The 19,795-nt window shown below is 70.2% G+C and carries 18 protein-coding genes; 11 read left to right on the top strand and 7 right to left on the bottom strand.

From position 1 onward, the window contains the following. The first annotated feature begins 1 nt into the window (after window position 1). Window positions 2–1,078 carry a patatin-like phospholipase family protein gene (locus tag ACYVO7_RS15810; protein WP_460450768.1) on the top strand — a complete coding sequence of 359 codons (1,077 nt, stop codon included), beginning with the start codon at window positions 2–4 and terminating at the stop codon, window positions 1,076–1,078. 5 nt (window positions 1,079–1,083) lie between these two features. Here the strand turns inward: ACYVO7_RS15810 and ACYVO7_RS15815 are convergent, their stop codons facing one another. Continuing rightward, a complete protein-coding gene (locus ACYVO7_RS15815) occupies window positions 1,084–1,755 on the bottom strand; it encodes a class I SAM-dependent methyltransferase (RefSeq protein ID WP_460450769.1) in 672 nt (223 codons plus the stop codon). A gap of 252 nt (window positions 1,756–2,007) precedes the next feature. Here ACYVO7_RS15815 and rpmF point away from each other — a divergent pair, with 252 nt between their 5' ends. Continuing rightward, window positions 2,008–2,193: a 50S ribosomal protein L32 gene (rpmF, locus tag ACYVO7_RS15820; protein ID WP_406855033.1), complete on the top strand. Its 186-nt coding sequence runs from the start codon at window positions 2,008–2,010 to the stop codon at window positions 2,191–2,193. Window positions 2,194–2,228: 35 nt separating this feature from the next. Here rpmF and ACYVO7_RS15825 read toward each other — a convergent pair whose 3' ends face one another. Further along, on the bottom strand, window positions 2,229–2,498 hold the full coding sequence (locus ACYVO7_RS15825; protein ID WP_460450770.1) for a hypothetical protein: 270 nt from the start codon (window positions 2,496–2,498) through the stop codon (window positions 2,229–2,231). Window positions 2,499–2,753: 255 nt separating this feature from the next. On the opposite strand from ACYVO7_RS15825, the gene ACYVO7_RS15830 reads away from it, so the two are divergent. Beyond that, a complete protein-coding gene (locus ACYVO7_RS15830; protein ID WP_460450771.1) occupies window positions 2,754–4,430 on the top strand; it encodes an EAL domain-containing protein in 1,677 nt (558 codons plus the stop codon). Window positions 4,431–4,447: 17 nt separating this feature from the next. Here ACYVO7_RS15830 and phaR read toward each other — a convergent pair whose 3' ends face one another. Further along, window positions 4,448–5,047, bottom strand: coding sequence for a polyhydroxyalkanoate synthesis repressor PhaR (gene phaR, locus ACYVO7_RS15835; RefSeq protein ID WP_460450772.1), 600 nt, complete (start codon window positions 5,045–5,047; stop codon window positions 4,448–4,450). 251 nt (window positions 5,048–5,298) lie between these two features. Here phaR and ACYVO7_RS15840 point away from each other — a divergent pair, with 251 nt between their 5' ends. The 3 genes from ACYVO7_RS15840 (at window position 5,299) to yddG (ending at window position 8,328) form a co-directional block, all read left to right on the top strand. Beyond that, on the top strand, window positions 5,299–6,477 hold the full coding sequence (locus ACYVO7_RS15840) for an acetyl-CoA C-acetyltransferase (RefSeq protein WP_460450773.1): 1,179 nt from the start codon (window positions 5,299–5,301) through the stop codon (window positions 6,475–6,477). 112 nt (window positions 6,478–6,589) lie between these two features. Continuing rightward, on the top strand, window positions 6,590–7,315 hold the full coding sequence (gene phbB, locus ACYVO7_RS15845) for an acetoacetyl-CoA reductase (protein WP_460450774.1): 726 nt from the start codon (window positions 6,590–6,592) through the stop codon (window positions 7,313–7,315). Between the two features lie 107 nt (window positions 7,316–7,422). Beyond that, complete coding sequence (yddG, locus tag ACYVO7_RS15850) at window positions 7,423–8,328, top strand: aromatic amino acid exporter YddG (protein ID WP_460450775.1); 906 nt, start codon at window positions 7,423–7,425, stop codon at window positions 8,326–8,328. Window positions 8,329–8,335: 7 nt separating this feature from the next. On the opposite strand, the gene ACYVO7_RS15855 is transcribed toward yddG, so the two are convergent. From ACYVO7_RS15855 to gloB, 3 genes are read right to left on the bottom strand one after another with little or no spacing between them, the layout of a single operon-like run. Beyond that, the gene (locus tag ACYVO7_RS15855; protein WP_460450776.1) at window positions 8,336–9,106 is read right to left on the bottom strand and encodes a GNAT family N-acetyltransferase; all 771 of its coding nucleotides are present in this window, start codon (window positions 9,104–9,106) and stop codon (window positions 8,336–8,338) included. 23 nt (window positions 9,107–9,129) lie between these two features. Next, the gene (locus tag ACYVO7_RS15860; RefSeq protein ID WP_460450897.1) at window positions 9,130–9,564 is read right to left on the bottom strand and encodes a cupin domain-containing protein; all 435 of its coding nucleotides are present in this window, start codon (window positions 9,562–9,564) and stop codon (window positions 9,130–9,132) included. Between the two features lie 23 nt (window positions 9,565–9,587). Next, window positions 9,588–10,355, bottom strand: a complete 768-nt coding sequence (gene gloB, locus ACYVO7_RS15865) for a hydroxyacylglutathione hydrolase (RefSeq protein ID WP_460450777.1) — start codon at window positions 10,353–10,355, stop codon at window positions 9,588–9,590. Window positions 10,356–10,521: 166 nt separating this feature from the next. Here gloB and ACYVO7_RS15870 point away from each other — a divergent pair, with 166 nt between their 5' ends. The 3 genes from ACYVO7_RS15870 (at window position 10,522) to ACYVO7_RS15880 (ending at window position 14,086) form a co-directional block, all read left to right on the top strand. Next, window positions 10,522–11,286: a methyltransferase domain-containing protein gene (locus ACYVO7_RS15870; RefSeq protein ID WP_460450778.1), complete on the top strand. Its 765-nt coding sequence runs from the start codon at window positions 10,522–10,524 to the stop codon at window positions 11,284–11,286. Window positions 11,287–11,394: 108 nt separating this feature from the next. Next, complete coding sequence (locus ACYVO7_RS15875; protein WP_406855024.1) at window positions 11,395–12,348, top strand: acetyl-CoA carboxylase carboxyltransferase subunit alpha; 954 nt, start codon at window positions 11,395–11,397, stop codon at window positions 12,346–12,348. 139 nt (window positions 12,349–12,487) lie between these two features. Continuing rightward, window positions 12,488–14,086, top strand: a complete 1,599-nt coding sequence (locus ACYVO7_RS15880; RefSeq protein WP_460450779.1) for a L,D-transpeptidase family protein — start codon at window positions 12,488–12,490, stop codon at window positions 14,084–14,086. Between the two features lie 102 nt (window positions 14,087–14,188). On the opposite strand, the gene secA is transcribed toward ACYVO7_RS15880, so the two are convergent. Continuing rightward, window positions 14,189–16,993, bottom strand: coding sequence for a preprotein translocase subunit SecA (gene secA / locus ACYVO7_RS15885; RefSeq protein WP_460450780.1), 2,805 nt, complete (start codon window positions 16,991–16,993; stop codon window positions 14,189–14,191). Between the two features lie 306 nt (window positions 16,994–17,299). Here secA and ACYVO7_RS15890 point away from each other — a divergent pair, with 306 nt between their 5' ends. Together ACYVO7_RS15890 and argJ are read left to right on the top strand one after the other, a co-directional pair. Beyond that, entirely contained in the window at window positions 17,300–18,235 is a 936-nt protein-coding gene (locus tag ACYVO7_RS15890; RefSeq protein WP_460450781.1) for a peptidylprolyl isomerase, read from the top strand. Window positions 18,236–18,372: 137 nt separating this feature from the next. Then, window positions 18,373–19,614 carry a bifunctional glutamate N-acetyltransferase/amino-acid acetyltransferase ArgJ gene (argJ, locus tag ACYVO7_RS15895; protein ID WP_460450782.1) on the top strand — a complete coding sequence of 414 codons (1,242 nt, stop codon included), beginning with the start codon at window positions 18,373–18,375 and terminating at the stop codon, window positions 19,612–19,614. The last annotated feature ends 181 nt before the right edge of the window (window positions 19,615–19,795 follow it).

Here is a 19,795-nt window from a genome sequence, read left to right on the forward strand (position 1 = left end):
CATGAGCGCCTCTCCGGGCCGGAAGCCCGCCGCCCAGCCCAGGACCCCGGTCCCCACGCCGGCGGCGCGCAAGCGCGTCAACCTCGCCCTGCAGGGCGGCGGGGCGCATGGCGCCTTCACGTGGGGCGTCCTCGACGCGCTGCTGGCGGACGGCCGGCTCGAGATCGAGGGCCTCAGCGGGACCAGCGCGGGAGCGATGAACGCCGCCATGGTGGCCTGCGGAATCGCCGGCGGCGGACCCGACGCGGCGCGGCGCAAGCTGGCGGCGTTCTGGCGCGCGGTCGCCATCGACGGGGAGCTGCAGGGGCCGCAGCGGGCGATCTTCGACATGCTCCTGGGCGCATGGCGGCTCGGCTCGAACGGCGGCGCCGGCTGGTTCGGCTCCTTCACGCCGCCCATGCTGTCGCCCTCGGAGTTCAATCCGCTCGACATCAACCCGCTGCGCGCGGTGGTGGAGCGCCACATCGACTTCGCCCGCGTGCGCGAGCATGCCGAGCCGAAGCTCTTCGTGGCGGCCACCAACGTGCACACCGGCAAGGTGAGGGTGTTCCGGGGCGATGAGCTCACCGCCGACATGCTCATGGCGTCGGCGGCGCTGCCGACGCTGTTCAAGGCCGTGGAGGTGGACGGGCAGCCCTTCTGGGACGGCGGCTACATGGGCAACCCGGTGCTGTTCCCGTTCTTCACCGAGACGAAGACCGAGGACATCATCCTGGTCCAGATCAACCCGATCAGCCGAAACGAGACGCCCGAGAGCAGCCACGACATCCTGGAGCGGGTGAACGAGATCACGTTCAACGCCTCGCTGCTGCATGAGCTGCGCGCGATCGACTTCGTGCGCCGGCTGCTCGACGCCGGCCGGCTGAAGGACACGCACTACAAGCGGATCCGGATGCACCGCATCGAGGCGCAGGACGAGTTGCGCCATTTCGGCGCCTCGTCGAAGCTGCAGGCGGACTGGGCGTTCTTCACCCAACTGCACGACATCGGCCGGCAGGCCGGCCGCCGCTTCCTCAAGCAGCATTTCGACGCCATCGGGGTGGACGGCACGCTCGACCTGCAGGCCGAGCTGGCCTGACGCCGTCAGCCCTTCGCGTCGGCGAAGCGCCAGACGGTGGTGCGCTTGACCTCGGCGTCCTCGAGGTCGCGGGTGGTGGGCACCTGATAGGCGGCCAGGGCGACCAGCCGGTCCTTGGGAAGGTAGCTGCGGCCGGGGTCGCCCAGCAGCACCGTCGCTCCGCGACGGGCGAGGCCCTCCAGCCACGCGGTCGCGGCGGAGGCCATGTCGCGCTCGTAGCAGACGTCGCCCGCCAGGACGACGTCCCAGCCCCGGTCCTGCCCGACGACGTCGCCGAGGGCGGCCTCGATCGAGACGCCGTTGGCGCGGGCGTTGAGCGCGATCGCCGCCAGCGCGAAGGCGTCGATGTCGGTCGCCTCGACTTGCGCGGCCCCCGCCATCGCGGCCGCGATCCCGGCCAGGCCCGAGCCGGAGGCGAAGTCCAGCACCCGCCGGCCCCGGACCGCCTCCGGATGGTCCAGGATCCAGCGGGCCAACGCCTGCCCGCCGGCCCAGGCGAAGGCCCAGAAGGGCGGCGCGAGTCCGATCTCGCCGAGCTCCTCCTCGGTCTTCGACCACAGCTCGGTCGCCACGGTGGCGACATGGAGCCGGATCTCCGGCGCATGCGGGGTGGGCAGGAGCTCGGTGTTGAGGCGGATGAACTCCGCCCGGTCGAGAATCGGGGTTGCGCTGGTCACGCAGGATCTCCGCGGCCCCGCGCTCGCGCGCCCCGGACGGGACGGCGCGGCCTGGGGGCGCCTGCCGTGATACCATCCGGCGCGGCGGGAGTCCGGCGGGTCCGGCGACCCTCGAAGGTTCGCCCGGAATACGCGGCCAAAGGCTCTAGCCACGCTTGTCCGATGCCTGTATAAGCCCGGCTTCGAATTTGCGGCTGGCGGCCGAAGGCCTGTTCACGCCCGATCGCCACCCCTGACACGCCGGAGAGTTCCATGGCCGTTCCGAAGCGAAAGACGTCTCCCATGAAGCGCGGGTTCCGCCGGTCGGCGGACGCGCTCGCCAACCCGACCTATGTCGAGGACAAGGATTCGGGCGAGCTGCGCCGTCCCCACCACATCGACCTGAAGACCGGCATGTATCGCGGTCGCCAGGTGCTGAAGGTCAAGACCGAGGCGTAAGCCGCCGCGGGCGGCTCCTGCGGGAGCCGCTTCGCTCAGGCGACGACGTCGAGGCCGGCGCGAGCCGCGGGCCTGCGCAACACCGACGAAGACCGATACGCGGCGGCGCCCTCATCCGGCGCCGCTCTGCGTTTGGCGCGCTGCGACGGAAGAGCCTCGCGCATGGCGACGAGCTGCGCCAGGAACGCCGCGTCGGGGCGCCGCGCGCCCGGCGGGCTCTCGGACTCCCGGGCCGGTTCGGCGCGCGCCGGATCGAGCGGCGCGATCACCGCGACGGCCCGACCTTGCTGCTCGACCTCGCCCATCCGGATCTTCCCTGTTCGTCTCGAAACGAAACGGCCCCCTGCGGGTTCCAGGGGGCGTTGCAAGAGCCTTGCCTCACGCTCCCGGCTCGCCTTAACCCCGCCTTAACCTTCGCTCCTTCACCGTGGGTCCGCAACGGCGCGAGACGCCTGGCTTGTGGACGGCGCAGCTCTCCAGCCTGCGGATGACGAGGCTTTCGGCCCATGGACGACCGGCGAGACGGAGCCTCTGGGACGCCCTCCCGGTCGGAAGACCTCGTGGCGGCGACGATCGCCGACCTGCGGATGGTGCTGAGCTCCATCGGCGAGACGCTCTACACCTGGAACATTGCCTCCGACGAGATCGCGTGGGGCGGCAACGCGCCCGCGCTGTTCGGCTTTCCGGACGCCACGACGATCGCGTCCGGGCGGGCCTATGCGCGGCTGATCGCGCCGGATTCGGGCTCGTCGCGCTATGAGGCGGTGACGCGCTCGGGCCAGCGCGACGACGGGCATGGCGCGCCCTTCCAGACCACCTACGCGGTCAAGGCCGGCAAGGGGCCGCCTCTCTGGGTGCAGGACACCGGCCGGTGGTTCGCGGGCGCGGACGGCCGTCCCGTGCGCGTCCACGGGGTGGTCCGCGTGGTGCCCGAACCCGTGCTGGACACCGCGGCGAGCGGCGTGGACGACCTGACGGGCGCGATGACGCGGGCGCAGTTCGCCGAGGCCCTGGGCGAGGAGATCGCGCTGGCGCGCCGCCAGCAGCGCTCGCTCGGGGTGACGCTGATCGGCATCGAGGGGCTGGCCGACATCAACGAGGCGTTCGGCCTCGACGCCGCCGATGAGGTGATCGCCGGGACGGCGCAGCGCCTGCGGGCGGTCATGCGCAGGGGCGACAGCCTGGCGCGCTACTCGGGCAACAAGCTCGCCGTGATCCTGATGGGCTGCGGCGAGGAGCAGATGCCGATCGCGGCGCAGCGCTTCGTCGACGCGGTGCGGGCTGAGCCGATGCCGACCTCGGCCGGGCCGATCGGCGCGTCGGTGCGCATCGGCGGCATCCTGCTGCCGCGCTTCGGGCAGACCGCCGCGCAGGCCATGCAGCATGTCGAGGAGGCGCTGAACGACGCCAAGCTGTCGCCCAGCCGCAGCTTCGTGGCCTTCGCGCCGGATCGCCGCCGCGACGCCCGGCGCCAGAGCAACCGCCGCTTCACCGACGAGATCCTGGCCGCGCTCAACGACAGGCGGGTCACCATGGCGCTGCAGCCGATCGTGGAGGCGGGCTCACGCAAGACCGCCTATCACGAGGCGCTGGTGCGGGTGGTGGGACGCGACGGCGCGCTGCTGCCGGCCTCGCAGGTCGTGCCGGTGGCCGAGAAGCTCGGCCTCGTGCAGCTGATCGACCACCGGATGCTGGACCTGGTGATCGCCGAGCTGGCCGAGCTGCCCGCCGCGCAGCTCTCCCTCAACGTGTCCAGCGCCACCCTGCGCCAGCCCGACTGGGTGGAGGCGCTCTCCGGGCGCCTCTGCTCCGCGCCCGACATCGCCCGCCGCCTGGTGGTGGAGATCACCGAGACCTGCGCGATCGAGGATCTGCAGGCGACGCAGCGCGCCATCGAGGCCATGCGGGCGCTGCAGATCCGGGTGGCGATCGACGATTTTGGCTCGGGCCACACCTCGTTCCGCCATCTGCGCGACCTGAACGTCGACCTCATCAAGATCGACGGCGCCTTCGTGCAGAATCTCGGCCGCTCCACCGACGACCGCTTCTTCGTCCGGACGCTGGTCGATCTCGCCCGCCATCTCGGCGTGCCGACCGTGGCCGAGTGGGTGCAGGACGAGGAGACGGCCCGCATCCTCGAGGGATGGGGCGTGGACTACCTGCAGGGAGAGCTGTTCGGCCAGACGGTCAGGCCCGTCACGCCCGCCGGGCCGGCCCTGACCGCGGCGCTGATCTGACGCGCCGCCGGAGCGGGTCAGCCTGACAGCTTGTCGAGGCGCTTCTGCACGTCGGAGAGCTGCCGCTTCAGCTGCTCGAGCTCGCCGGCTTCGGTCTCCGCGGACTTCGCCGCGGGGGCGCCCGGCTGGGCGGCGGCGTCGTCGCCGGGGATCGGGAAGGGCGTGAACATCTTCAGCGCGTCCCGGAACACGGTCATGTTCTTCTGGACCTGCTCCTCCATCGCGCTGAACGCGGCGGAGCCGAACGTATTCGGGCCGAAGGTCGTCGACAGATGATCGCGGAACTTCTGCTGGTTCTGGGTCAGCATCTGGATGGAATGCTCCAGATAACTGGGCACCAGCGCCTGCATGCTGTCGCCGTAATACCGGATCAGCTGGCGCAGGAACGCGATGGGAAGCAGGTTCTGCCCGCTCTTTCCTTCCTGCTCGAAGATGATCTGGGTCAGAACGGAGCGGGTGATGTCCTCGCCGGTCTTGGCGTCGAAAACAACGAAGTCTTCGCCCTTCTTCACCATGCCGGCCAGGTCGTCGAGCGTGACGTAAGTGCTCGTGCCGGTGTGGTATAGACGCCGATTGGCGTATTTCTTGATGACGGTCGGTTGCTTTTCGGTGGCCATTGTCTTCGCTGAACAAACGCCTCGGGCGGAGGCCGGCGCTCTATCCCAGACGATAAGCCGTTCTGCGCAACGCACAACCCGTATAATGAGACTTTGGTCAATAGATGGGCGAATCCGCCACCAAAGGCTGAGACGCTGGGCGCCCGCGCGTCTTGACGCTGCGCAAAGCGCGTCGGAAAGATGCCGTTAACATCCGGACGAGAGCGAGCACGCGCTCCCGCAGGCGGACGTCACATCCAGGAGGAAGCAACATGGCGGCAACCGACATCGTGATCGTGAGCGCGGCGCGCACGGCCGTGGGTTCATTCAACGGCGCCTTCGCGAACACGCCCGCCCACGAGCTGGGCGCGGCGGCCGTGAAGGCCGCCATCGAGCGCGCCGGCGTCGCCGCCGACGAGGTGGACGAGGTCATCCTCGGCCAGATCCTCGCAGCCGGCCAGGGCCAGAACCCGGCCCGCCAGGCCGCCATGAAGGCCGGCGTGCCGCAGGAGAAGACCGCCTGGGGCCTGAACCAGCTCTGCGGCTCCGGCCTGCGCGCGGTGGCCATCGGCATGCAGCAGATCGCCAATGGCGACGCCAAGGTGATCGTGGCCGGCGGCCAGGAGAGCATGTCGCAGGCGCAGCACGCGGCCCACCTGCGCAACGGCCAGAAGATGGGCGAGCTGAAGCTCGTCGACACGATGCTGAAGGACGGCCTGCTGGACGCGTTCCACGGCTACCACATGGGCAACACGGCCGAGAACGTCGCCACCAAGTGGCAGCTGACGCGCGAGGAGCAGGACCGCTTCGCCACGGCCTCGCAGAACAAGGCCGAGGCGGCCCAGTCCGGCGGCAAGTTCAAGGACGAGATCGTCCCGTTCACGGTCGCGTCCCGCAAGGGCGACATCGTCGTCGACAAGGACGAGTATATCCGCCCCGGCACCACCTATGACGCGATCGCCAAGCTGCGGCCGGCCTTCTCCAAGGACGGCACCGTGACGGCCGGCAACGCCTCCGGCATCAATGACGGCGCCGCCGCGCTGGTGATCATGACGGCCGCCGAGGCGCAGCGCCGCGGGCTCACGCCGCTGGCCCGCATCGCCTCCTGGGCGACCGCCGGCGTCGATCCGGCCGTGATGGGGACCGGCCCGATCCCGTCCTCCCGCAAGGCGCTCGAGAAGGCCGGCTGGAAGGTCGGGGACCTCGACCTGATCGAGGCCAACGAGGCCTTCGCCGCCCAGGCCATCGCGGTCAACAAGGACATGGGCTGGGACACCGACAAGGTGAACGTCAATGGCGGCGCGATCGCGATCGGCCATCCGATCGGCGCCTCGGGAGCCCGCGTGCTCGTCACCCTGCTGCACGAGATGAACCGCCGCGACGCCAAGAAGGGCCTGGCGACGCTGTGCATCGGCGGCGGCATGGGCATCGCCATGTGCCTGGAGCGCTAAGCTCCGGCTCGACGGCTCGACGGACCGGGGGACGCCCCCGGCCCGCGGCTGAACCAGGCCGCAGACGGGCGGCAGGCCCGCGTCGCGGACCAATCAGGGAGAGGAAGACGCCATGGCGAGAGTTGCACTGGTTACGGGAGGCACGCGCGGCATCGGCGCGGCCATCAGCAAGGGGCTGAAGGCCGCCGGCTTCAACGTCGCGGCGAACTACGCCGGCAACGACGAGGCCGCGCAGGCCTTCAAGGCCGAGACGGGCATCCCGGTGTTCAAGTGGGACGTCGGCGACTTCGACGCGAGCGCGGCCGGCGTCGCCCAGGTCGAGGCCGAGCTCGGCCCGATCGACGTGCTGGTCAACAACGCCGGCATCACCCGGGACGGCTTCTTCCACAAGATGACCAAGGACCAGTGGTCGGCCGTCATCCGCACCAACCTGGACAGCCTGTTCAACGTCACCCGCCCGGTCTGGGAGGGGATGCGCAACCGCAGCTTCGGGCGCGTGATCGTCATTTCGTCGATCAACGGCCAGAAGGGCCAGATGGGCCAGGTGAACTATTCGGCCTCCAAGGCCGGCGATCTCGGCTTCGTCAAGGCGCTGGCCCAGGAGGGCGCGGCGAAGAACATCACCGTCAACGCCATCTGCCCCGGCTATATCGGGACCGAGATGGTGCGCGCCATCGACGAGAACGTGCTGAAGACCCGGATCATTCCGCAGATCCCGGTGGGCCGCCTCGGCGAGCCGGAGGAGATCGCCCGGATCGTGGCCTTCCTGGCCTCGGACGACGCCGGCTTCATCACCGGCTCCACCATCTCGGCCAATGGCGGGCAGGCGATGACCTGAGGTCCGTTTCCGGCTTCGCATCGGGCGCTTGCGCCCGGTGCGGGCCTGACGGCCCGCGGTCCCGATCGGCGCTTTTCATGCCGGCGCGGAATGGCTAGACCTGCGCGGTGAACGCGCCGCCCCTGAACGTCACCCCCGCACGCTCCTCCTTCGCCGCGACCCTGTCAGGGTTCGGGGCCATCCTGCTGTGGTCGTCGCTGGCCCTGATGACGGCGGCGTCCGGGACGGCTCCGCCCTTTCAGCTGGCCGCCATGACCTTCGCGATCGGCGGCGCGATGGGGGCGCTGAGCTGGGTCGCGCGGCCCGCCGCGGCGCGCAGCCTGGCGCAGCCCTGGCCCGTCTGGCTGCTGGGGGTGGGCGGCCTCTTCGGCTATCACGCGCTCTATTTCGCCGCGCTGCGCCTGGCGCCGCCGGCCGAGGCCGGGCTGGTGGCCTATCTGTGGCCCCTGCTCATCGTGCTGTTCTCCGCCCTCTTGCCCGGCGAAAGACTGAAGCCTGCCCACGTGGCCGGGGCGCTGATGGGCCTCGCCGGCGTAGCGGTGCTGATCGCCGGCCGCACGGGCGGGCTGTCGCTCGATCCGCGCTACGCGCCCGGCTACGGGCTCGCCTTGGCCTGCGCCTTCGTGTGGTCGGGCTATTCGGTGTTGTCGCGGCGCTTCGGCGCGGTGCCGACCGACGCTGTGGTGGGATTCTGCCTGGCCACCGCGGCGTTGTCGCTGGCGTGCCATCTCGCCTTCGAGACCACCGTCTGGCCGGCGGGCGCGACGCAATGGTTCGCCATCGTCGGGCTCGGCCTCGGCCCGGTCGGGGCGGCGTTCTACCTGTGGGACCACGGCGTGAAGCACGGCGACATCCGGCTCCTCGGCGTCGCGTCCTACGCCGCGCCGGTGCTGTCCACCATCATCCTGGTGGCGGCGGGCTTCGCCTCGGCGACCTGGTCGCTGGCCGCCGCGACGGCGCTGATCGTCGCCGGCGCGCTGCTGGCCAGCCTGGACGCGCTGCGCCGGCGCTGAGCGGCTTTCAGAGCGTCACGTAGGAATAGCGGTAGGCCTCGCGGAACCCGAACTCCCGGTAGAGCGCCACCGCCGGCGCGTTGGCGGCGACGACCTGCAGATAGGCGCGCATCGCGCCCTGCGCCCTCGCCCAGGCCAGCAGCGCCTCCATGAGGGTGCGGCCGTGGCCCTGCCGGCGCGACGCCGGGTTGGTGCAGACGTGGAAGATCCCGGCGACGCCCCTCTCGCACGCGACGCGGCCGAAGGCGGCGGGTCCGTCCTGCGCGAAGGCCGTGGCGAAGCCCTGGGGCATCCGCACGGCGCTCACCAGCCGCCCGATCAGCCGCCGCTCGTCCAGGCTCGCTCCGGAGGCGGCCATGCCGTCGAGCCAGCCCTCGGTGACGTGGTCCAGGATCGAGACCGGGGCGGGCGGCTCGAAGCGGCCCACCGGGGCGACCATCACCGATGTGGCGTCCTGGCCGACGTCGAAACCCATCCCGGCGAGTTCGCGCGCGGGCTCCTCGCCGGCGAGCGGGGTGAGCCGCACCGTGCAGGGAACGTCGCGCTGGGCGCACAGCTTGCGGGCGAGCGCGAGCGTCTCGCCGAAACGCCCCGGCTCGGGCTTGACGGCGGTCAGCGAGTTGACCCTGCGGGACCGCGACCCTGGCGCGAAGCGCAGCTCCCAGCCATGCACGGCGACATATTCGGGCGCCGGCCAGGCGCGGGCGCTGTGGCGCTCCAGCGCGGCCGTCAGGGCCAGCGCGGGGTCGGGACGGGTCTCGGCGGTCATGTCCGCCATGGGCGGCTCCTCACGATTGAGGCTCAGGCGCGCCGCGGCGTCGGACGCCAGTCCGGCGGGGCGAGCTCGAAGCCGGAGAACTCGAATCCGGGCGCGACCGTGCAGCCGACCAGCGTCCAGGCCCCCAGGCTGACGGCGGTCTGCCAGCAGCCGGCCGGAACCACGATCTGCGGCCGCTGGCCGACGCGCAGATGCGGGCCGAGATGATGCGCGGACGCGTCATGGCCGTTGGGCGACAGGGTGATCACCAGCGGCGCCCCGGCGTAATAGTGCCAGGTCTCGACCGCGTCCACCCGATGCCAAGCCGACACGTCTTCGGCGCGCAGCAGGAAGTAGATCAGCGTGGAGGCGGCGCGCCCGTCGGGCCCGCGCTGCGGGTCGCGGAAGGTCTCCCGGAAGAAGCCGCCCTCGGGGTGCGGCTCCAGGCCGAGCAGGGCGACGATCTCGGCCGCCGTCATGGACTGGTCCTCGCCGCGCACGCTCACGCCCGGTTCTTGCGCTCGCGCAGCTCCGTGAAGACCTCGAGCGGGGTTCGGCCCGCCATGCCGACGGCCGCGGCCACCGCCGGGTCGCCGGCGCGAAGGAACGGATTGGTCGCCTTCTCGCGGCCGATGGTGGTCGGCAGCGTGAAGGCGCCGGCGGCGCGCAGCTGCTCGACCTCGGCGGCCCGGGCCTTGAGGGCGGAGTTGTCCGGGTCCACGGTCAGCGCGAAGCGCGCGTTGGACAGCGTGTATTCGTGCCCGCAATAGACGCGGGTCTCGTCCGGAAGGGCCGCGAGCTTGCCCAGCGACTTGAACATATCGGCGGGCGTGCCCTCGAACAGCCTGCCGCATCCGAGCGAGAACAGCGTGTCGCCGGAGAACAGCAGCCGCTCCTCCGGGAAGTGATAGTTGATGTGGTTGCGGGTGTGCCCGGGCGTCTCGATGACGGTCGCGCCGAGCGACCCGACGATGACGGCGTCGCCCTCGTTGAGCCCGCGGTCCATGCCGGGGATGCGGTCCTGGTCCTTGGCGGGACCGATCACGCGGGCGCCGGTGCGCGCCTTCAGGCCCGGGATGGCGGCGATGTGGTCGTCATGGTGATGGGTCACCAGGATGTGGGTCAGCGTCCACCCGGCCTCGTTCAGCGCGTTCAGGATGGGCTCCTCCTGGCAGGCGTCGATGGACGCCGTCGCCCCGGTCGAGGGATCATGCAGCAGCACCCCGAAATTGTCGGACGCGACGATGAACTGGCGGATTTCGGCGGGCATGGGTCACCTGTGGGGGATCGGGCCGCCCCGAGGGCGGCCATGGAACGGGCGTGTCAGGCGCTTATTGTCGGGTGGCGCCTTGCATCCGGCAATGGCGTTCTGCTTCATGGCTGCCGCCCACCGGAGCGCAAGCGCGCATGACGCCATCGTCCATGATCGGTCCGCCATGAGTCTCGACGTCGTCGATCTGCGGACCTTCTACTCCGGCCCGCTCGGCGCCGTGGCCCGGCGCCTGCTCGGCCGCGCCATCCGGACGCGATGGGAGAACGTGTCCGGCATGGCGGTGCTGGGGATCGGCTACGCCACGCCCTATCTGGACGCCTTCACGCATGAGGCGGAGCGGACCATCGCCGTCATGGGCGCGGCGCAGGGCGTGGTGAACTGGCCGCCCAACGGGCTGTCGGCGACCGCGCTGGCGGAGCTGGACATGATGCCCCTGCCGGACGCGTCCATGGACCGCATCCTGGTCGTGCATGCGCTGGAGACGGGCGAGAGCCCGCGCGAGCTGCTGTCGGAGATGTGGCGCATCCTCAACCCCGGCGGACGGCTGATCATCGTCGCCCCGAACCGGCGCGGCCTGTGGGCGCGCATGGACACCACCCCCTTCGGGCAGGGCCAGCCCTTCTCGCGGGGACAGCTCACCGGCGTGCTGCGGGAGGCGCTGTTCTCGCCCGTCCACTGGGCCGAGGCGCTCTATGTGCCGCCAATTCCGCGCCGGGCCTTCCTGAAGTCGGCCATCGCGTGGGAGCGCGTGGGGGTGACGCTGGCGCTGCCTTTCGCCGGCGTCCACATCATCGAGGCGACGAAAACGCTGTACCGGCCGGTGGCGGTGCGGCAGGCCCGGCGCGTCGCGACCCGGATGCGCCCCGTGCTGGCGCCCGCGCCCGCGTCCCGGCTGCCGGACCCGGCGCGCATGGCGTCGCTTGACTAACAGGGCGCGGCGGGCCACTTATCCGCCGCCCAGCCTCCCCCAATGCGGGGCTTGTTTTCACCGGGCGGATCACCTCCGCCCCCAGCGACAGGCGCCGACATTCGCCCGATGCGAAGCTATCTCGACTTTGAAAAGCCCGTCGCGGAGCTCGAGGCCAAGGCCGACGAGTTGCGCAGCGTCGCCGAAAGCAGCGGCTCGCCCGCGCTGGCCAAGGAGATCGAGCAGCTCGAGGCGAAGGCCGGGGCCCAGCTGAAGGACCTCTACGCGGCCCTGACCCCGTGGCAGAAGACCATGGTGGCGCGCCATCCGCTGCGGCCGCATTTCGTCGACTACCTGTCTGCCCTGATCGAGGACTTCACGCCGCTCGCCGGCGACCGGGTCTTCGGCGAGGACGAGGCCATCATCGGCGGCTTCGGGCGGTTCCGCGGCCAGTCGGTCTGCGTGATCGGACAGGAGAAGGGCGCGGACACCGAGACCCGCCTCAAGCACAATTTCGGCATGGCCATGCCGGAGGGCTACCGCAAGGCCGCCCGCCTGATGGAGCTCGCCGACCGTTTCGGCCTGCCGGTGCTGAGCTTCGTCGACACCGCCGGCGCCTATCCGGGCATCGGCGCGGAGGAGCGCGGACAGGCCGAGGCCATCGCCCGGTCCACGGACGCGTGCCTGGCGCTGGGGGCGCCCAATGTCGCGCTGGTGATCGGCGAGGGCGGATCGGGCGGCGCGGTGGCGATCGCCAGTTGCAACACCGTGCTGATGCTGGAGCACGCCATCTACACGGTGGCGTCGCCGGAGGCCTCTGCGTCCATCCTGTGGCGCGACAGCGCGCGGGCGCAGGACGCCGCCACCAACATGAAGATCACCGCGCAGGACCTGCTGAAATTCGGCGTCATCGACGGCATCGTGCCCGAGCCGGCCGGCGGGGCGCACCGCGATCCCGATGCGGCCGTGCAGGCGGCCGGACAGGCGCTCGAAGCCGAGCTGGCGCAGCTCACAGGCTTTTCCCGGGACGAGATTCGTGCCAAACGTGCTGAGAAGTTTCTGGCCGTAGGCCGGAAGCTCTAGCCAAGGCGCGCCAGACGCCAGGCTGTTAAGACTCGGTTCACCACGCTGGCGCAAGCCTGCAACCGCCGGTAAGGTTCCGTAAAGGTTGACGGTTCTAATCGAGCGCAGGGGTCGCAACGACGATCTCGAGGATTGCCTGATGTCGATGACGCTGTCCCAGATATCGAAGCTTCGGGCGTCTTTCGCCCGCGCTCCGCTCGCCCGCCTCGCCGTGCTGGGCGTGGCGGGAGCGTTCCTTGCGGGCTGCAACGCCGAGTCCGGACGCTATCCGGCGCGCGCCTACGCGCCGATCCCGTCCGACACGCTGGCCCTCATGGCGAGCCAGGGCGCCACGCGCAGTTCTCCGGTCCTGATCCGCGCCTACAAGAAGGAATCCGAGATCGAGGTCTGGAAGCAGAACTCGGCCGGCCAGTACGCGCTCATCAAGACCTACCCGATCTGCCGCTGGTCGGGGCAGCTCGGACCCAAGAAACGCGAAGGGGACCGTCAGGTTCCCGAGGGCTTCTACCAGGTCACCGCGGCCCAGATGAATCCGAACTCGGCCTACTGGCTGAGCTTCAACGTCGGCTACCCGAACCCGATGGAACGCGCCATGGGCCGCAACGGCGGCGACATCATGGTGCACGGGACCTGCTCGTCGCGCGGCTGCTTCGCGATGACGAACGAGCAGATCGAAGAGATCTACGCGGTCATGCGCGAGTCCCTCAACGGGGGCCAGAAGGCGGTTCAGTTCCAGTCCTATCCGTTCCGGATGACGGCGGAGAACCTCGCCAAGTTCCGCCACGACCCGAACATGCCCTTCTGGAAGAACCTGAAGGAAGGCAGCGATCATTTCGAGGTCACCAAGCAAGAGCCGAAGGTGGCCTATTGCGGCGGCAAATACGTGTTCGACGCCGACGGCGCCCAGCGCCTCGACCCGACCGGCGCCTGCCCGGCCATCAAGATGGACGAGGGCGTCGCCCAGGCGGTGGCCGCCAAGGACCGGCAGGACCAGGAGAAGGTCGCCGAGCTCGTCAGCAAGGGCGTGGCGGCGGTCCGCGTGCAGTACGCCGACGGCGGCCAGCACATGTCCTACCGCACCGGCCGCTACGCCGCCTCCGCCGGCTCCGACGACCGCTATGCGGCCGCCGCGATGACCCCGGTCAAGATGGCGTCGATGGGCGACATCAGCCGCCCCGAGGCGGTCGACGCGGTCGAGGAATACGCCGTCGACGAGCGCGGGCAGCGCAAGCAGGCCCCGGTCTCCGTGGCGCAGGCCGAGCCGGCAGCCGCCAAGGCTTCTGTCGAAAAGGCTCCTGTCGAAAAGGCTCCCGCCGAGAAGGCCGCGGTCGCCAAGGCGGCCCCGGCCAAGAGCGAACCCGCCAAGGCCGTGGCGTCGCACGAGGCCGACAAGGCCCGGTGGACGGTCGCGGCCGTCCAGCCGGCGGCCCCTGTCGCCGCCGCGGCGCTCGCGCCGGCCCCGGCGCCGTCGGGCGCCTTCAGCGCCATCGGCTCGCTGTTCGGATCCCGGTCCGAGGGCGGGGTCGCATCCGCCTCCGCCGCGCCGGCAAAGGCGGGCGAGAGCGAGGGACGGCCCTTCTACAAGCGCTGGCTCGGCGTCGGCGCCGACGAGCAGGCCTCCGCGCCCGTGTCCAGCGAGCCCGCCCAGCCGCAGCCCGTCAAGGCGCCGCTGCCGCCGCGGCGGCAGGCCAAGGCTCCCGACGCGCCGCCCCAGCGGCAGGCTTCGCTGCAGCAGTAAGGTCCGGGCGACCGCGAGACACAGCAAAAAGGCCGGCTTCGCGCCGGCCTTTTTCATGTCTGGATGATCAGGGCAGGGCGGGCCCGGGGCCCGCGCCGCGCGTCAGGCGATGGCGCCGTGGCAGTGCTTGTACTTCTTGCCCGAGCCGCAGGGGCAGGGCTCGTTGCGGCCGACGCGGCCCCAGGTCGACGGGTCGTTCGGATCGCGCTGCGCCGCCGGGACCGGCTCGTCCGCCTGGAAGCCGAGCTGCATGGCCGCCCGCGTATGCACGTCCATGGGGGCCATCTCGTTCTCGCCGGTCAGCGGATCGAGATGGGTGGCCTGCATGGGCGGCAGCTCCTGCTGGGGCGGGGCGTCGAACATCACCTCCACCCGCATCAGCTGGGCGGTGACCTGCTCGCGCAGATGCGTGATCAGGCCGTCGAACAGCTCGAAGGCTTCCTGCTTGTACTCGTTCAGCGGGTCGCGCTGGGCCATGGAGCGCCAGCCGATGACCTGCCGGAGATGGTCCAGCGTGACGAGATGCTCGCGCCACAGGTGATCGAGCATCTGGAGCAGCACCTGCTTCTCCACATAGGTCATCACCTCGGCGGTGTTCTTCTCGATGCGCCCCTCATAGGCCTCGTCGGCGGCGGCCTTGATGCGCTCGCGGATCTCCTCGTCGGCGATCCCCTCCTCCTTGGCCCAGTCGCCGACCGGAACCTCCAGGTTGAGCAGGCGCTGCACGTCCTCGTCGAGGCCGGCGACGTCCCACTGCTCGGGATAGGCGGCCTCGGGGATGTGGCGGGCGACGAGGTCGTCGACGACGCCGTGGCGCATGTCGTCGATGGTGGCCCGCACGGTCTCCTCGGCCATGAACTCGCGGCGCTGCTCGAACACGACCTTGCGCTGGTCGTTCATGACGTCGTCGTATTTGAGGATGTTCTTGCGCATGTCGAAGTTGCGGGCTTCGACCTTCTGCTGCGCCTTCTCGATGGCCTTGTTGATCCAGGGATGGATGATCGCCTCATCCTCCTTCAGGCCGAGCTTCTGCAGCATGCCGTCCATGCGCTCGGACCCGAAGATGCGCATCAGGTCGTCCTGCAGCGACAGGAAGAACTTCGAGCGTCCGGGATCGCCCTGGCGGCCCGAACGGCCGCGCAGCTGGTTGTCGATGCGCCGGCTCTCGTGCCGCTCGGTGCCGACCACGTAGAGGCCGCCGGCGGCGAGCGCCTTCTGCTTGAGTTCGGCGACCTCCGCCCGGATGGCGGCGATCCGGCCGTCGCGGGCCTCGCCCTCGGGCAGGTCGACGAGCTCGTGGCGGATGCGCATGTCGGCGTTGCCGCCGAGCTGGATGTCGGTGCCTCGGCCGGCCATGTTGGTGGCGATCGTGACCGCGCCGGGCACCCCGGCCTGGGCCACGATGAAGGCCTCCTGCTCGTGGAAGCGGGCGTTCAGGACCGCGAAGGTCCGGGCCGGCTTGCCGTCGCGGGCGGCGCGGTAGAGCGGCTCCAGGGCGGTCGGATTGGAGAAGTCGATCAGCGTATAGCCCTGCTGGACCATGAAGTCGGCGAGCTGCTCGGACTTCTCGATGGAGGTGGTGCCGACCAGGATGGGCTGGCCCTTCTCGGCCGCGGCCTCGATCTCGCGCACGATCGCCTTCACCTTCTCGGCGGCGGTGCGATAGACCTCGTCGTCCTCGTCGAGGCGGCTGACCGTCAGGTTCGTCGGGATCTCGACGACCTCGAGCTTGTAGATGTCGAGGAACTCGTCGGCTTCGGTGGCCGCCGTGCCGGTCATGCCGGCGAGCTTCTTGTACAGACGGAAATAGTTCTGGAACGTGATGGAGGCCAGCGTCTGGTTCTCGGGCTGGACCTGCACGCGCTCCTTGGCTTCGAGCGCCTGGTGGAGGCCTTCCGAATAGCGGCGGCCCGGCATCATGCGGCCGGTGAACTCGTCGATGATGACGACCTCGCCGTTGCGCACGATGTAGTCCTTGTCGCGCTGGAACAGCGTGTGCGCGCGCAGCGCCTGGTTGACGTGATGCACCAGGGTGGCGTTGGCGGCGTCGTAGAGCGAGCCTTCCTTCAGCAGGCCCGCGCCCTCCAGCAGCTCCTCGATATGCTCGTTGCCGGCCTCCGTCAGGGACACGGCGCGCTGCTTCTCGTCGACCTCGTAGTCGCCCTTCACAAGCCGGGGCAGCAGGGCGTCGATGGAGTTGTAGAGCTCGGACCGGTCGTCCAGCGGGCCGGAGATGATCAGCGGCGTGCGCGCCTCGTCGACCAGGATCGAGTCCACCTCGTCGACGATCGCGAAGTTGTGTCCGCGCTGGACCATCTGGTTCAGCTCGTACTTCATGTTGTCGCGCAGGTAGTCGAAGCCGAACTCGTTGTTGGTGCCGTAGGTGATGTCGCAGGCGTAGGCTTCGGCCCGCTCCATGTCGTCCAGGCCATGCACGATGATGCCGACGCTGAGGCCCAGGAAGCGGTAGACCTGCCCCATCCACTCCGCGTCGCGGCGGGCCAGATAGTCGTTCACGGTGACGACGTGGACGCCCTTGCCGCTTAGCGCGTTCAGATAGGTCGGCAGGGTGGCGACGAGCGTCTTGCCCTCGCCGGTCTTCATCTCGGCGATCGAGCCTTCGTGAAGCACCATGCCGCCGATCAGCTGCACGTCGAAATGGCGCTGGCCGAGCACGCGCTTGGCCGCCTCGCGCACCGTGGCGAAGGCGGGCTCCAGGATGTCGTCGAGGCTCTTGCCCTCGGCGACCTGCCGCTTGAAGTCGTCCGTGCGGGCGCGAAGCTGCTCGTCCGTAAGGGCGGAGACTTCCGCCTCCAGCGCGTTGATGGCCGCGATCCGGGGACGGTACGTCTTGAGCCGTCGGTCGTTGGCCGAGCCGAACACCTTCTTGGCAAGTGCGCCGAACATCGAAGACCCTTCTAACGTCGAAAGCCGGCGAGACGGTCGGGACCGGTCGCCGGGGAGGGATTGTCGGAGGGGCTTATAGCGCCATCCGCGCCGAGACGCACGGCCCTTTAAGCTTTCAGGCGGAACGCCGGGGTCCGCCCGAGCGGCGCCGCGGCTTGGTCAAGATGGTGTCACGATGCGGGTTTTTCAAACGGGGGGAGGGGTGAGCGCGACAACACGACTTGCAAGCCGTTGCGCCATGCTCCACTTCTGCGCAGCGAAGCGCGCCCACCTGCGCTCCCGAGCGCCGAACCGGAATTGACCCTGATGATTGACGCGAAGCACGCATTCCGCCCAACCCCGTTCACGAGTTCGGCCAGGATCCTGACTCTCGCCGCCGTCGCGCTCGGGCTGGGGCTCGTCGCCGCGCAGGCCCAGACGGCTCCCGCGCCCGCCTCCGACAAGGTCGTGGCCACGGTGGACGGCCTCAAGATCACCGAGCGCGACCTGGAGCTGGCCGCCGAGGATCTCGGCGCCAGCATGCCGCAGATGCCCGAGCCGGCGAAGCGCGACTATCTGGTCGGCTACCTGTCCGACCTGAAGCTCGGCGCCCGCGCCGCCCGCGACGCCAAGGTGGGGTCGAACCCCGACTTCGAGACGAGGCTGGCCTACCAGCGCGACAAGCTCCTGCTCGACGAATATCTCGGCCAGGAGGCCAAGAAGGCCGTCAGCGAAGACAAGATGAAGGCGCTCTACGCCGACACCGTGAAGGACCTGAAGCCCGAGCCGGAGGTCCACGCGCGCCACATCCTGGTGGAGAAGGAGGAGGACGCCAAGGCGGCCGCCGAGCGCGTCAAGAAGGGCGAGGACTTCGCCAAGGTGGCGGCGGAGCTCTCCAAGGACCCGGGTTCGGGCAAGGAGGGCGGCGATCTCGGCTGGTTCGCGAAGGACCGCATGGTGTCGGAATTCGCCGACGCGGCCTTCAAGATGGAGCCCGGCCAGGTCTCCGAGCCGGTGAAGAGCCAGTTCGGCTGGCACGTCATCAAGGTGGAGGAGAAGCGGAACAAGCCGGTTCCCCCCTTCGAAGAGGTCAAGGACCAGATCCAGCAATATCTGACCCGCAAGGCCCAGACCGACATCGTCCTGGCGCTGCGCTCGAAGGGCAAGGTCGAGCGCCTCGACAAGCCCGCCGAGGCGGCCAAGCCGGCCGATGCGGCCAAGCCCGCAGACGCCGCGAAGCCGGCCGAGCCCAAGAAGCCCTGATCCCAGCCTGTCCACAGGACCGGGGGGCGCTCGTCCCCCGGTTCTCCACAGCCCTTCCCCATCCGGCTCCGCCCCGCTTCGGAGCCGCCGCCGGCCCGGCGGCCCTCCCGCTCCCCATCGCCCCATCGAGGCCCGTCATGGCGACCGCCGTCTCTCCGCTCGCCCCTGCGTCCTTCCCGGACCTGCCGCCCGTCGAAGGCGTCGCCTTCGCCACCGCGGCCGCCGGGATCCGCTACAAGGGACGCACCGACGTCCTGCTGCTGCGCCTGGCCGAGGGCACGACGGCGGCGGGCGTGTTCACCCGCTCGAAATGCCCCTCCGCGCCGGTCGACTGGTGCCGCAAGGCGCTGGCCGGCGGCAAGGCCCGCGGCCTGGTGGTCAATTCGGGCAACGCCAACGCGTTCACGGGCAAGACCGGCGCCGCCGCCGTGAAGCTCACCGCCGACATCGCCGCCAAGGCGCTGGGCTGCGCGCCGGGCGAGATCTTCCTGGCGTCGACGGGCGTCATCGGCGAGCCGCTGGACGCCAGCAAGTTCGAGGGCGTGCTGCAGGACTGCGCCGGCCGCGCCGTCGACGCGCCCTGGCTGGAGCCCGCCAAGGCGATCATGACGACCGACACCTATCCGAAGGGCGCGACCGCGAAGGCCAGCATCGGCGGCGTCGAGGTCGTGATCTGCGGAATCGCCAAGGGCGCGGGCATGATCGCGCCCGACATGGCCACCATGCTGTCCTTCGTGTTCACGGACGCGCCGATCGCCGCCGAGGCCCTGCAGGCGATGCTGTCGCGCTCGGTGAAGGGCTCGTTCAACGCCATCACGGTCGACAGCGACACGTCCACCTCCGACACGCTGATGCTGTTCGCCACCGGGGCCGCCGCGGCCAAAGGCTGCCCGCGCATCGACGAGGCCTCGGACCGGCGGCTCGCCGGCTTCCGCAAGGCGCTGGACGGCGTGCTGCTGGACCTCGCCCACCAGGTGGTGAAGGACGGCGAGGGCGCGCGCCACTTCGTCGGCGTCACCGTGGAGGGCGCGGTGAGCGCCTCCTCGGCGCGCCGCATCGCCAAGTCGATCGCCGACTCGCCGCTGGTGAAGACCGCCATCGCGGGCGCGGACGCGAATTGGGGCCGGGTGGTCATGGCCGTCGGCAAGGCGGGCGAACCGGCCGACCGCGACCGGCTCGCGATCTCCTTCGGCCCGCATCGCGTAGCGGTGAACGGCGCCCGCGACATGGCCTACGACGAGGAAAAGGTCTCCGCCTATATGGAGGGCCAGGACATCGACATCCGGGTCGACATCGGGCTGGGGAGCGGCAGGGCGACGGTGTGGACCTGCGACCTCACCAAGGAGTATGTCGAGATCAACGGCGATTACCGCAGCTGACGCGGCGGGCGCAACCCGACAAGCGCCAAGCTTGTGTTGTCCTGACCTGAGAGTCCGCCCAAGCTCCCGTCGAGGAGCCTGGCATGTCGAAACTTCCGGTGATCTTCTGCGCGGCCGCCCTGTTGCTGGGCGGCTGCCTGGTCCAGCAGCCGATCGAGACGTCCTTCGACGACGCCATTGG

It is taken from the genome of Alsobacter sp. SYSU BS001988 (assembly GCF_054796215.1).